At 72.3% G+C, this 12,731-nt stretch carries 10 protein-coding genes; 6 read left to right on the top strand and 4 right to left on the bottom strand.

From position 1 onward, the window contains the following. The first annotated feature begins 169 nt into the window (after nt 1–169). Nucleotides 170–1,144 (top strand): PaaX family transcriptional regulator, encoded by a 975-nt coding sequence (locus ACWD38_RS24075; protein ID WP_184478769.1) that lies wholly within the window; start codon nt 170–172, stop codon nt 1,142–1,144. A gap of 38 nt (nt 1,145–1,182) precedes the next feature. On the opposite strand, the gene ACWD38_RS24070 is transcribed toward ACWD38_RS24075, so the two are convergent. Further along, nucleotides 1,183–1,554 (bottom strand): TraR/DksA family transcriptional regulator, encoded by a 372-nt coding sequence (locus tag ACWD38_RS24070; protein ID WP_184478770.1) that lies wholly within the window; start codon nt 1,552–1,554, stop codon nt 1,183–1,185. Nucleotides 1,555–1,718: 164 nt separating this feature from the next. Between ACWD38_RS24070 and ACWD38_RS24065 the strand changes: the two genes are divergently transcribed. From ACWD38_RS24065 to ACWD38_RS24050, 4 genes are all read left to right on the top strand, one after another. Further along, nucleotides 1,719–4,592, top strand: a complete 2,874-nt coding sequence (locus tag ACWD38_RS24065) for a BTAD domain-containing putative transcriptional regulator (RefSeq protein ID WP_450124945.1) — start codon at nt 1,719–1,721, stop codon at nt 4,590–4,592. A gap of 396 nt (nt 4,593–4,988) precedes the next feature. Beyond that, nucleotides 4,989–6,176, top strand: coding sequence for a WXG100-like domain-containing protein (locus ACWD38_RS24060; protein WP_450124944.1), 1,188 nt, complete (start codon nt 4,989–4,991; stop codon nt 6,174–6,176). A gap of 251 nt (nt 6,177–6,427) precedes the next feature. Next, on the top strand, nt 6,428–6,772 hold the full coding sequence (locus ACWD38_RS24055; RefSeq protein ID WP_184478773.1) for a hypothetical protein: 345 nt from the start codon (nt 6,428–6,430) through the stop codon (nt 6,770–6,772). Beyond that, complete coding sequence (locus tag ACWD38_RS24050; RefSeq protein ID WP_184478774.1) at nt 6,769–7,587, top strand: ESX secretion-associated protein EspG; 819 nt, start codon at nt 6,769–6,771, stop codon at nt 7,585–7,587. Before ACWD38_RS24055 ends, ACWD38_RS24050 begins: the two co-directional genes overlap by 4 nt. A gap of 39 nt (nt 7,588–7,626) precedes the next feature. Here the strand turns inward: ACWD38_RS24050 and ACWD38_RS24045 are convergent, their stop codons facing one another. The 3 genes from ACWD38_RS24045 to ACWD38_RS24035 all read right to left on the bottom strand — a co-directional run bounded on the left by ACWD38_RS24045 (nt 7,627) and on the right by ACWD38_RS24035 (nt 11,162). Then, nucleotides 7,627–8,838, bottom strand: a complete 1,212-nt coding sequence (locus ACWD38_RS24045; protein ID WP_450124943.1) for a cytochrome P450 — start codon at nt 8,836–8,838, stop codon at nt 7,627–7,629. A gap of 310 nt (nt 8,839–9,148) precedes the next feature. Continuing rightward, on the bottom strand, nt 9,149–10,168 hold the full coding sequence (locus ACWD38_RS24040; protein ID WP_184478775.1) for an SDR family NAD(P)-dependent oxidoreductase: 1,020 nt from the start codon (nt 10,166–10,168) through the stop codon (nt 9,149–9,151). Nucleotides 10,169–10,244: 76 nt separating this feature from the next. Continuing rightward, complete coding sequence (locus ACWD38_RS24035; protein WP_450124942.1) at nt 10,245–11,162, bottom strand: alpha/beta hydrolase; 918 nt, start codon at nt 11,160–11,162, stop codon at nt 10,245–10,247. A gap of 411 nt (nt 11,163–11,573) precedes the next feature. On the opposite strand from ACWD38_RS24035, the gene ACWD38_RS24030 reads away from it, so the two are divergent. Continuing rightward, the gene (locus tag ACWD38_RS24030) at nt 11,574–12,485 is read left to right on the top strand and encodes an AurF N-oxygenase family protein (protein WP_184478777.1); all 912 of its coding nucleotides are present in this window, start codon (nt 11,574–11,576) and stop codon (nt 12,483–12,485) included. The last annotated feature ends 246 nt before the right edge of the window (nt 12,486–12,731 follow it).

Below are 12,731 nucleotides of genomic sequence, written 5' to 3'. Positions count from 1 at the left end.
GCGTTGGGTCTGTGCCAGGCGTGGTGATCGCGGCCGGGGAACCGATCATTGGCGACGATCTAGGTGACGAGCGTCGCATGAGGTGTCTCCAATAGCAAGGTTCTCGTGCGCCGAGCGGATCGCCCGCGGGCACCGGCACGTAGGCTGCGGCCCGTAGGGAGGAGGGGCGATGCCGGATGTCGCCGAGCTGAGGGCGCGCACCGAACCGCAGCTCCTGCTGACCTCATTGCTGGGGGACCACTGGTACTGGCGCGACGAGCACATCCCGTCCGCCGCGCTGATCCGGTTGCTCGCGGAATTCGGCGTCGGAGTGGACAACGCCAGGGCGACGATGCGCAGGCTCGCCGCGAAAGGACTGCTGACCACCTCGCGGGTCGGCCGCACCACCGCCTACGGCATCCCGCCGCGCACCAGCGACGTCATCGTCGACCGCACCTACCGGATGCTGACCTTCGGCGGCGAGGCCCCGGAGTGGGACGGGATGTGGACGATCGTCGCCTTCTCGGTGCCCGAGCAGGCCCGCGACGTGCGCACCGCGCTGCGCTCCCGGCTGCGCCTGCTCGGGTTCGCGGCGCTCTACGACGGGCTGTGGGTCACCCCGCGCGACCTGGCGGGCGCCGCGGGTGAGCTCGTCGGCGAACTCGGCATCGAACGCGCGACCGTCCTGCGCGCCACCGAGGTGCCCGGCCTGGCCGCGGGCGGCCCGTCCGCCGCGTTCGACCTGGCACCGCTGGCGCAGGAGTACCGGGACTTCCTGCACCGCTACGAACCGCTGCGGGCGAGGCTGTCCGAAGGGCGGATCGAACCCGCCGAAGCGCTGCGCCGGCGGACCGAACTGCGCGTGGACTGGCGGGGCTTCCCGGAGCGGGACCCCGACCTACCCGCCGAGATGCTCCCCGACGAGTGGCGGCGGGCCGACGCGCAGCGGCTGTTCCTGGAGATCTACGACCGGCTCGGACCGCTGGCGGAACTGCGGTTCCGGCAGGTCCTGGCGGAGTCGGACCCGGAGCTCGCCGAGCTCGCCTCGCACCACGACAGCGAGCTGATCGCGAAGCTGCACGCCGACCTCGGCGACCACCGCGCCCGCGGCGACACCCCGTTCGAACGAGCCGTGACGGCCCGCCGGCTCAACGCCCTGGAATGAGCCGGGCGTGCCCGGCGGGCGTCCTGCGCGGGCTCGGTTCAGCGGCGGGTGGCGCAGGTGATGCACGTGCTCGCGGCCGGAAGGGCCTCCAGGCGGGCGGGCGCGATGTCGTCGCCGCAGCCCTCGCAGCGCCCGTAGGAACCCTCCCGCACGCGGATCGCCGCCCGGTCCAGCGCCTCCAGTTCGCGGGTGGCGTCGGTGAGCAGTCCGTGCAGCTGGGCGCGCTCGTAGGCGATGGTCGCGCCTTCCGGGTCGTGCTCGTCGTCGGTGCCCGTCCAGGTCGAGACCTCCCGGACGGACGTCAGCTGCCGCCGCAGGGACTCGATCCGCTCCAGCGCCCCGGCGCGCTCCGCGGCCAGCAGTTCCCGCGCGCGAGCGGGTTCGGGGCCGCCGGTGGTCGGCTCGTCCATGACCCGCCAACACCGCCGCGCCGTCGCGCTATTCCCGGTCAGAGCCTCGGGCGTGCCGGTCGGCGTGGAGATCCGGGCGCCGGTCCGCGCCGCCCTCCGGGGGAATTCGGGAGAGCATCGCGAAAAGCACCACCTCGCGCTGATCCACTGCGTACGCTCAACGCATGCCGCCGGTTCAGGTGAACGGCCCACCGGTGTCCGCCGAGCGCGGACTGAGCTTCACCGTCCTCGGCCCGCTGCGAGCCTGGCGCGGCACGACGCCGCTGGACCTCGGCCCGGTCCGCCAGCAGGCGTTCCTGGCCGGGTTGCTGCTGCGGCCGGACGTGACGGTCAGCAGGCAGCAGCTGCTCGACGCGGTGTGGGGCGAGGAACCGCCGGGCACCGGGCTCAAAGTGGTGCCGGGCTACGTCTACCGGGTGCGCAAGAGCCTCGGCGTCGACGCCGTCATCAGCGGCGACCGCGGTGGCTACCGGTTCCACGGCGACCGGGTGCGGGTGGATTCGGTGCTGCTGGAAGACCTCGCGGGACAAGCCCGCGCGGCGCATCGCACGGGTGATCTGGCGGCGGCGGTGCAGCTGTGCGGCGACGCGCTCGCGCTGTTCGCGGGCGAACCGCTCACCGGGCTTCCCGGTCCGTTCGTGGTGAGCCAGCGGCGGCGCTGGACGGAGCGGCGGATCGCGCTCGCGCAGCAGAAGGCCGACTGGGAGCTGCGGCTCGGCCGCCACGCCGAGGTCGTCGAGGAGCTGTCCGCGCTGCTCGCGGCGCACCCGGACAACGAGACCCTGGCCGCGCTGCTGATGCGCGCGCTGCACGACGGCGGCAGGCGGGCCGACGCGCTCGCGGTGTACGCCGAACTGCGCCACCGGCTGGTGGAGGAACTGGGCGTCGAACCCGGCGCGGAGACCCGGCGCGTGCAGCAGGCGGTGCTGCTCGGCGAAGACCTCACGCCCCGCGCGACCGTCCGGCGCGGGGCCGCGCGCGACGAGCTCCCGGCCGACGTCGGCGACCTCGTCGGCCGCGATCGAGAACTGGCGCTGCTCACCGCATCGGCGAAAGGCGGGGCGGTGGCGGTCGACGCCGTGGACGGCGTCGCGGGCTCCGGGAAGTCCGCGCTCGCCGTGACGGCGGCGCGGGCGCTGCGCGCCGAATGCTCCGGCGGCTGCTTGTTCGTGGATCTGCACGGCCACAGCGAGGTGCGCGACGCGTTGGCGCCGCAGCGGGTGCTGCGACGACTGCTGCGCGCGGTGGACGTCGAGGACGGCGCGATCCCGGACGACGTCGACGAGCTCGCGGCGCGGTGGCGATCGGCGACGATGCCGCTGCGGCTGCTGCTGGTCCTCGACGACGCGTCGAGCTCCGAACAAGTGCGTCCGCTGCTGCCCGCCGGTCCCGGCAGCAGAGTGCTGGTGACCAGCCGCGGACGGCTGACCGGGTTGGACGTGCGGTGCCGGATCTCGTTGGGGCCGCTGGACGTGGACGCCGCGCAAGGACTGCTCGGCGGCATCGTCGGCACCCCGTCCACGGATCGGGACCGCGCCGCGGCGCGCGAACTCGCCCGGCTGTGCGGGTGGTTGCCGCTGGCGCTGCGCATCGCGGGGGCGAGACTGCAGCACCGGCCGATGTGGACCTGGGACGACCTGGTCTCGCGGCTCTCCGACGACGACGCCCGGCTCGGCGAGCTGACAGCGGGGGATCGCAGCGTGGAAGCGGCGTTTCGCCTGTCCTACCACCGGATTCCCGGCATCGAGCAGCGCGCGTTCCGGGCGCTGAGCCGCGCGCCGTCCGCCGAGCTGGACCGCATCGCGATGGCGGCGATGCTGCACTGCGCACCCGCGCGCGCCGGTCAAGTGCTGGAGAACCTGGTGGACGCGAACCTGGTGCAGCAACCCGCCGTCGGCCGGTACCGGCTGCACGACCTGGTCGCCGTGTTCGCGCGGCGGCTCGCCGCGGAGCACTTCGCCGAGACCGCCGCCGCCGACCGCAGGCTGCTCGAACTCCACCTGACCGCCGCCCGCCGAGCCGTCGACTGGAAGCGCACGGGACGACCAGACGAGCCGGGTACCGGCCCGACGCCGTTCAGCGGGATGCGCGACGCGGTCGAATGGCTGAACTCGGCAGGTGATCTGTCCGACGTGGTCTCGCACGCCGTGGCCACCGGCAACGTGGACCACGCGTGCCTGCTCGCGGAGGCGGGCGTCGACTACCTGCTGCGGCGGGGACGGATCCACGAGTGCCGGGCCGCGGTGGAGATCGCGCTGGAGCACGTCGCCGACGCCACCGAGCGGCGGATGATCGCGGCGCTGCGCTTCTGGCTCGGCTGCGTCGAACTCGTCCAAGGACGCCACGAGCAGGCGCACCACTGCTACCGGGATGCGCTGCACACCGCCAGGAACCTCGGCGACCGCTGGGAGGAGTCCCGCGCCCTGGGCGCCTTGGGCGTGGTGGCCGGGTTGTCCGGGGCCAAGCACGAAGCGGTCGACGCGTTGAGCGAAGCGCTCGAAGCGGCCGTCGAGCTGGGCGACGAGTGGCTGATCGAACGCGCGGACTCGTACCTCGGCTACCTCCAGCACGTCGACCACCGCCACGAAGAGGCCCTCGAACGCTTCGAGCGCATCCACGCCCTGGGCGAGAAGCTCGGGAGCTCCGCGATGATGGCGCGAGCGCTCTGCTACACCGGCAGCGTGCACCTCGTCGTCGGCCGCTTCGCCGAGGCGGCGTCCGCGCTGCGCCGAGCCGTCGACTCCGCCGAAGAGCTCGGCGATCTCGTGCTCTACGCGGCAAGCCTGTCCCGGCTGGGCACGGCCGAGTACGAGCTGGAAGACCGGGCGGCCGCGCTCGACTCGCAGCGCCGCGCGCTGCAGGCGTTCCCCGCGGACGGTCCGACCTCGGTGGCGTTGGAGATGCACCAGCGCTTGGCCGACACCTGCCTGCGAGAAGGACACCACGACGAGGCCCAAGAGCACTTCCGCTCCACGCTCGCCCTAGCGGAGACCGGCCCCACCGAACGGATCACCGGCCTTCGCGACGTGTTCTTGTGAGTGTTGTCCGAGACTGCCATCTGCGGCCTGCGTAGCGGGTCGGGTAGCGGAACCTCAGCGGCTTCCTCGCTGCGGGATCGATTTCTGATGTAGCACCCCTGCACGGCGAAATCGCTGTCCTCGCGAGGAAGCCGCTGAGAACCCGCCGGTGGTCGTTCTGCTCAAGCTGGTCACTGCTCAGCGGCTTCGCCGCTGACAGGACAACGGTCAACAACGCCGCTCGTTCGGAACGTCAAGATGGAAGAAGGGCGGTTCGCGGCGGAGGACGAGCGCGTGCGTCGTGGGCGGCGCGAGCTCGGGCGCGGGTGGTGGGGCGAGCCGGACGATCATCGTTTCATCAGGATTTCATCGGTCGCAGATACCGTTTCACCGCGTCGTATTCCGGGGTGCAGGGGGATGAAGCGGGACATGGCCGACAGGGGAGATGACGAGCTGATCGCCGCGGCGTCCGACGGGGTGCAGTCCCTCGCGGACACCGCGACGGCCGTGCTGGGGCAGGGCGGGCCGGTCGGAGCGCTGGCGCAGCCCGTGGTGGACGCGCTGCGCAACGTGTGGGAGGGGTACTTCGGCTCGCCGATCCCGGAGGACGGGACGAACTGGAACTCCTACACGCACCAACAGCTCTACGACATGCTGTGGCAGGGCGCCGACGTCGGCGACGTCGGCGACGTTGCAGGGGAATGGGAGCGGCACGGCACCGAACTGGCCGGTCACGCCGAAGGATTGCGCGAACAGCGCGGTTCGCTGGAACGGAACTGGAACGGGCAGGCCGCGCAGCGGGCCGCCGGTGAACTGGGGGAACTGGGGGACCGGACCTCGGACATCGGTGCTCGTGCCGGTACCAACGGGCAGGCGGTACGGGAGGCGGGCGACGCGTTGGCGGTCGCGCGCGACGAGATGCCGCCGCCGACCGATTCCGCGGCGCTCACCGGCGCCGGCACCTCGCTGGGAACCGCGGCGGGCACGGTGATCGGCGGCGTCCTCGGTGCCGGAGCCGGGGGGATCGGCGCCGCTCCGGGGGCGATGATGGGGGCCGCCGTGGGCGCGGTGGCCGGGGGCATCGCGAGCGGGTTCCTCGCGAACGTCGCGTCCGCCGAGCAGAAGGCCCAGGCGGTGCACGTGATGCAGACCTACGAGCAGAGCCTGCTCGGCAGCAGCCGCTCGATCGCCGCCACGGGGGCCACGGGGGCAGGGGGAGCGTCGGGATCCGCCGGGCAGGGGGAGGCGATCGCCGGGCCCGCGTCCACGAGCTCGGCGGCGTTCGCCGGCGGATCCCCGACGGGTGGCGGCACGTCTGGGGGCGGCGTGCCGTGGGGGAAGCTCGTCGGCGCCGGGCCGCTGGACGCGGCGCTGCCGCCGGGCGGGCGTGCGGGGATCGGTACCGCGGCGCTGCGCGCGGCGGCCGCGCAGGCAGCGGCGGCGGGCGCGGGCAGAGGAGGTGGCCGCGGCGGGATGATGCCGGGCGGTGCCGCGGGCCGGGACCGCGACGACGAGGGCACCGAGCACCGCAACCGGCTCCCGCTGCTCGACCAGCGGCTCTTCGAGGTCGACGAACCCGTGATGCCCCCGGTCATCGGGGAGTAACGGATCTGTCGCGTTGTCCTGTCAGCGGCGAAGCCGCTGAGCAGTGACCAGCTTGAGCAGGCCGACCACCCGCGGTTTCTCAGCGGCTTCCTCGCGAGGACGGCTTTTTCCCCGGAGCCACTCGGGAAAAACCGCCACACCGGCCAGGGGCGCAGCGAGGAAACCGCTGAGGTCCGCTACCCGACCCGCTGCGCCCGCCGAGATCGAAGACAGGCGCCCAGTCCGAGCCATTCTTCAAGGGGGAACACGACATGACTTCCGAGAACGCGTCGAAGGGCTTCCAGCTCCAGCCGGACGAGCTCACCACGCAGGTCGCGGCGCTGACCGCGATCGGCGAAGGCACCACGGGCCTGGTGAACTCGGCTGGCGCGCTGGCGCAACGGCTGCCGCAGCTCGGCACCGCGCCGCCCGCGCTGCACTTGGCGATGAAACTCCGCGCGGCCGCGGGGGAAACCGGCCTCGCCGGTGAAGTGGGCGGCGCGGACACCGGGGTGAACACGTTCCACGCCGCGCTGCAGGAGACCGTGACGGGCTACCTGGACCGCGACGCCGAGATCCAGCGGATCCTGCGCGCCGCGGGCGGGGAGCGGTCGTGACGGCGGGCGGCACCGTGGCCGAGGCGGTGGGCGTGCGGTTCGGCCTCGTCGAGCTGGACCTGCTCGCCACGCACGCCGGAGTGCCGTGCCCGTTCCCGCTGCGGGTGCCGTCGTTCGGCCGCATCGGCGGCGAGCGCGAGGTGTTGCTGAACACGGCCGGGCAGACCTTGGGCCTGCGCGGACTGGCCGACGACTCCGGACCGACCGGCCTCGCCGCGGACCTCGTCGCGGCACTGCGCGAGCACCGGGGTGCGGTGGACCTGGTGGTGACCGGTCCTGGCGGCACGACGGGCGTGGCGGCGCTGCTCTACCGGTCGTCGGCGCTGATCCTGCGGCGCGCGCTCGGCGCGGAGCCGGCCGACGTGGTGGCGGTGCACCGGGTCGCGGAGGACTCGCTGCTGCGGGAACTGCTCGCGGCGGTGCCCGAGCTGGACGCCGCCCGGTCGATGCCCATCGCGCTGCCCGCGCGAGCGGTCGTGGAAGCGAACCGGGAGATCGCCGACGTCGAGCACGACGCCGAGCGGCAGCGCAGGCTGCGGGACCTGGTGCGCGACCACGGCGGCGACCCGGCCCAGCTGGACCAGCTGATCAAGCTGCTGCCGAAGGTGCGCGGCCAGGGCCAGCTCGGCGCGACGCGCCGCCGCCGCGACGGCACCGCCGCGCGCGCGGGCGCCGAACTGTCCTGGGTGGACGGACCGAGGGGCCGGGTCCGCATCGGCCGCAACGGCGACTGGGTCAGCATCAATCCGCTCCGCGAAGCCGACCTGATCAGCACCTTCACCGACCTCATCGCCCACGCCCGCAAGGCCCGGTGAGGTGCTCTGTCACCAGACGATGGGTCACCAGGCGATGGGTCACCAGGCGATGGGGAGTTCCTTCACGCCGTAGATCGCCTGGTAGGTGGCGAAGTCGACGTCCTCGTGCGGGATCGCGAGGTGCAGGTCCGGGAAGCGGCGCAGCAGCGCGGGGAAGGCGATGCGCATCTCCATCCGGGCCAACGGGGCGCCGATGCAGTGGTGGATGCCGTGGCCGAAGCCGACGTGCGGGCTCGCGCTCCGGGTCACGTCGAGCCGGTCCGGGTCGTCGAGCAGCCGCGGATCCCGGTTCGCCGCCGGGAGGTTGAATGACACGAGGTCGCCGCGGCGGATCGTGCTGCCCTCGAACTCGACGTCGCGGGTCGCCATCCGGGGTGAGCCGCTGTTGACGACGCTGAGCCAGCGCAGCAGTTCCTCGACGGCACCCGGCACGGCGTCCGGGTCGTCGCGGACGAGCCGGAGCTGCTCGGGGTGGCGCAGCAGCGCGAGGGTGCCGAGGCCGAGCATGTTGGAGGTCGTCTCGTGCCCGGCGACCAGCAGCAGGTTGGCGATGCCGACGAGTTCGGCGTTGGTCAGCGCCTCGTCGTGCTCGCGGATGAGCATGCCGATGAGGTCGTCGCCGGGCTGCTGCCGCGCGCGGTCGACGAGACCGGTCATGTAGGCGAGCGACTGCCGGGACAGCTCGACCTTCTCGTCCTCCGGCGCGGTGGTGTCGAGTTGGCGGTTGGTGCGCTCCTGGAATTCGGCCTGGTCCTCGGCGGGAACTCCGAGCAGTTCGCAGATGACCAGCGAGGGGATCGGCAGCGCGTAGTGCGCGACCAGGTCGACCGGCGGGCCGTGCTCTTCGAGGGCGTCGAGGTGCTGCTCGACGATCTCCACGATGCGCGGTTCCAGGCGGCGCATGCGCCGCACCGTGAACTCGGGCGTGAGCATCCGGCGCAGCCGCGTGTGGTCGGGCGGGTCCAGCGCGAGCAGGTTGCCGCTGCGGTCACCGGAGAGCTGGCGGGGGTCGCGGCGCTGCCCGCCCAGATCCTCCGGGCCCCAGCCGTTGCGGAAGGCGTCGGCGTCGCCGAGCATCCGGCGCACGTCGGCGTGCCGGGTGAGCAGCCACGCGGAGGGGCCGAACGGCGTCGGCACCTGCATGATCCCGTCCCGGCCGCGCACCGCCGCCACGTCCGGCGCGGGGCCGAATCCGGTTCTGCGGGTGGAGATCGGCGTGCCGGTGGGTCCGTCGGTCGGTTGCTGGGTCACGCGCACTCCTGGTCCATGATTCCATTGCCGATGATGATCGTAAATCAGTTGACTGACTCAGGTGATTCGACGGTACTCGGCTTTCACCCCGTCGTCCCGGTTAGGCAGAGTTCTCGGTCCGTGTCCTGTCAGTGGCGAAGCCGCTGAGCAGCGACCACCTAAGACACCGGCACCGCCGCGGGTTCTCAGTCGTCTTCTCGCGAGGACGGCTTTTTTCCTCGTGGCGGAGCCACTAGGGAAAAAGATCCCGCAGAGAGGAAGCACCTGAGGTTCCGCCACCCGGCCTCTACGCAGGCCGGGGCCAGGGGCGTCACTGGACGGACCAGCCTCCGTCGGACGGGAGCAGCGCGCCGTTGATGTTGACCGAGTCGTCGCTGAGCAGGAACGCGACCGATGCGGCGATGTGCTCGGGCTCGGCGATGGTGGGCAGCGTCGCCAGCAGCGGTTCCAGGCGTTCCCGGCCCATCGTCGAGGACATGCCGCCTTCGATGCCGGTCGCGACACCGCCGGGGGCGACCGCGTTGACCCGGATACCGCTGGGGCCGTACATGAACGCCGCGCTGCGGGTGAGCCCGACGACGGCGTGCTTGGAAGCGGTGTAAGCGGTGCCCGAGGTGGAGCCGCGCAGCGCGGCCTCCGAGGTGATGTTGACGATGGATCCGCGCTCCGCCGCCATCATCAGCGGCAGCACCGCCCTGGTGAGCCGGAACATGCCGGTGAGGTTCACGTCCAGCACCCGCTGCCAAAGCTCGTCGTCGACCTCGTGCAGCGGCACCGCGGAATCGGTGATCCCGGCGACGTTCGCGAGCGCGTCGGCCCGGCCGTCCGCGGCGGCCAGGATCGCGGCCACCCCGTCCTCGCGGGTGATGTCGGCGCGCACCGGTACGACCTCGTGGCCGTCGAGCTCGTTCGCCAGGGCGTCGAGCCGGTCCTGGGCGATGTCGGCGGCCACCACCCGGCCGCCTTCGCGGGCGACGCGGGAGGCGGTGGCCCGGCCGATCCCCGATCCGGCGCCGGTGATGATGACGGTGCTGCCGGCGAAGCGGCCCTGCGTGATCCGCTCCTGCCACCGCGGCGCGGGCGCGGGGCGGGGTGCGTCGGGCGAGACCCCGGCCGCGGCGTTGGCCTCGGCGGCGAGGCGTTCCAGCTCGTCGGCACCGATGCGTCCGCCGCTCATCTCCACCAGCCGGCTCATGGTGAAGTGCCGGACGGCGGTGAGCAGCGCCGGGCTTTGGCCGTTGTCCTCCAGCACGCCGCGCAGGATCGGGCCGCCTGCGGGGTGGTCGAGCCATTCGGCCACAGTGGACTCCAGCGTCAGCGGAGCGGGCATCGGTGGTTCTCCTCTCGGTGCGGGGCGTTCCCGGTCCGGTGTCGCCGGTGGGAGTCGCCGAACGGGGTCGCGCGGATCACGAGCCCTGCGGCGGGTGCAGGGCTCGCCGGACGTGGTGGGCGATCACGCGGTAGGACTCCAGGGCCTTGTCCGCGTCGTCGACGTCGTAACCGTGGTCGGCTTCGGCGACGACGTGGTGCCGGACGAGGGCGCCGACGCCGCTCAGGCGCTCGGCGTAGCGCTCGCCTTCGCGGGCGAGGTTGTCGAACTCGGCGGTGACGATCAGCGCCGGGGCGATGCCGGTGAGGTCCGCGGTGTCCGTCGGCGCGGCGGGGGAGAGCAGGCGGTCCGCGCGCACGGCGCGGTCCGGCGCGTAGGAGGCGTTGAACATCTCGCCCATCCACGGCCGCAGCGTGGGCCGGGCCAGCGGCGACGGCTTGTCCCGCACCGGGGTCGTCAGGTCGAGCGCCGGGTAGTGCAGCACTTGCAGCGCGAGTGGCGGGCCGTCCTGTTCGAGCGCCTGGCGCGCGACGGCCGCCGCGAGCGAGCCACCCGCGCTCTGCCCGCCGACGGAGAGCCTGCTCCCGTCCCAGCCGTGCCGGGCACCGTGCTCGGCCGCCCAGCGCGTCACCTCGGCGACCTGCCGCGGCGCGGCGGGGAACGGGTGCTGCGGGGCGAGGACGTAGTCCACGTTGAGCACGGCGACCCCGGCGGTGCCCGCGATCAACCGGCACAGCGGGTCGTCGAGCTCGGTCAGGCCGAGCACGAATCCGCCGCCGTGGAAGTTGACGTGCAGCGGCGGGTTCGGTCCCGCGTCCGCCGGGCGGTAGAGCACGGCTCGGGCCGGCGCGACCGAGGTCGGCACGGTGAGTTCGGCGGTGTCGCCGGGGAAGTCGGGGAAGCGGTCGAGCGGTGGGCGGTGCCGCGAGCGGACCGCCCGCTGCATGGCCTTGGCGGCCAGGGCCGCCACCGCGGGACGGGACAGGACGGACATCGATCGCTCCTTGGCTCGAACGGCGCTCGGCTCCCGCATCGTGCGTGCTCGGACTGGTTCCGCGAGGAACACGACCGACTGTAAGGCAATCGCTTGACTTACTGTGTGTCGGGGGCGGTCGGCGCGACGCGCCGCGACCCTGCGGAGGGCGCTGGAACGTGCTCCGCCCGGTGCGACACGCGCACCTCCATCGGGGTGTCGCGGCTCGTTCTGGTGGTCGGATGAGCACGAGGCGCGTCGTTGCGCGTTCCGGCCCGTTGAGGTCGCAGGGGGCTATCGACACCTTATTGACAATCTGTCTAAGATGACACGGAGTCTCATAAGGCGTTTTTCGTTGGAGCGTGCGAGCGGTCGCGCGACACGGCGGAACCGCCCGTCCCGCGGCCCGCGAGGCCCAGTGGAGGTGCACCCATGACCAGCACACCGACCGAACCCGCGCAGCGGACCGCCGCGGACGAGGACGTGTCGCAGCGGTTGCTGGACTCGGCCGCGACGCTGTCCTACGACCCGGCCACGGAAGTGGACTGGGAATCGCCGCTGCCCGCCGACCGCCACGGCCTCAACCCGGAGTGGAGCACCCTCTACGGGACCCCGCTGTGGGACGAGCTCACCCCCGAGCAGCAGATCACGCTCACCAGGCACGAAGTCTGCTCGATCATGAGCATCGGCATCTGGTTCGAGATGATCCTGCAGCAGATGATCCTGCGCGACCAGTACGTCAAGGACCCCGCCAACGCCGAATTCCGGTTCGCGCTCACCGAGATCGCCGACGAATGCAGGCACTCGATCATGTTCGCGCGCGCCTGCGCGAAGATGGAGGTGCCCGCGTACCTGCCGCCGCCGTTCGTCGCGCAGCTCGGCCGGTTGTTCAAGACGGTCGCCAGCGCCGAATCCGCCTACGGCGGCATCCTCGTCGCCGAAGAGGTCCTCGACGTCATGCAGCGCGACTGGATGCGCGGCGACGACGTGCTGCCGATCGTGCGCACCACCAGCAAGATCCACGTGGTCGAGGAATCCCGGCACATGAAGTTCGCCCGCCAGGAGATCAAGGAGAGCCTGCGCGGCGCCGGCACCGTGCGCCGCCACGCCAGCGCCCTGCTGATCTCGCTGGTCGCGAACGTCGTCGTGACGAACATGGTGCAGAAGGACGTCTACAAGTCCGTGGGGCTCGACCCGGAACGGGCCATGGCCGCAGTGCGGCGCAACGAGCACCGCAAGTCCATGCTGCGCAACAGTTGCGTGCACCTGATGGACTTCCTGTCCGAAGCCGGGTTGCTCACCAAACCGGCAATGGCGATCTACCGCCGCACGAACATGATTTGAGGGTGTCCGGGTCGTTCGGCGCAGAGGGCAGGTGGCGGAACCTCACTGCCTGTCCTTGATCTTGTCGTTCCAGGTGAGCGGCGTTTGCTGGTCGTTGTCCTGTCAGCGGCGAAGCCGCTGAGCAGCGACCACGCACGCAGCCGGACCACCCGCGGGTTCTCAGCGGTTTCCTCGCGAGGACAGCTTTTTTCCTCGTGGCGGAGCCACTTGGAAAAAAGATCCCGCAGCGAGGAAACCGCTGAGGTT

The organism is Saccharopolyspora sp. NPDC002578 (assembly GCF_053592695.1).
Note: the sequence above shows the minus strand (reverse complement) of the source record. Positions and strands in the feature narration are given on the sequence as shown.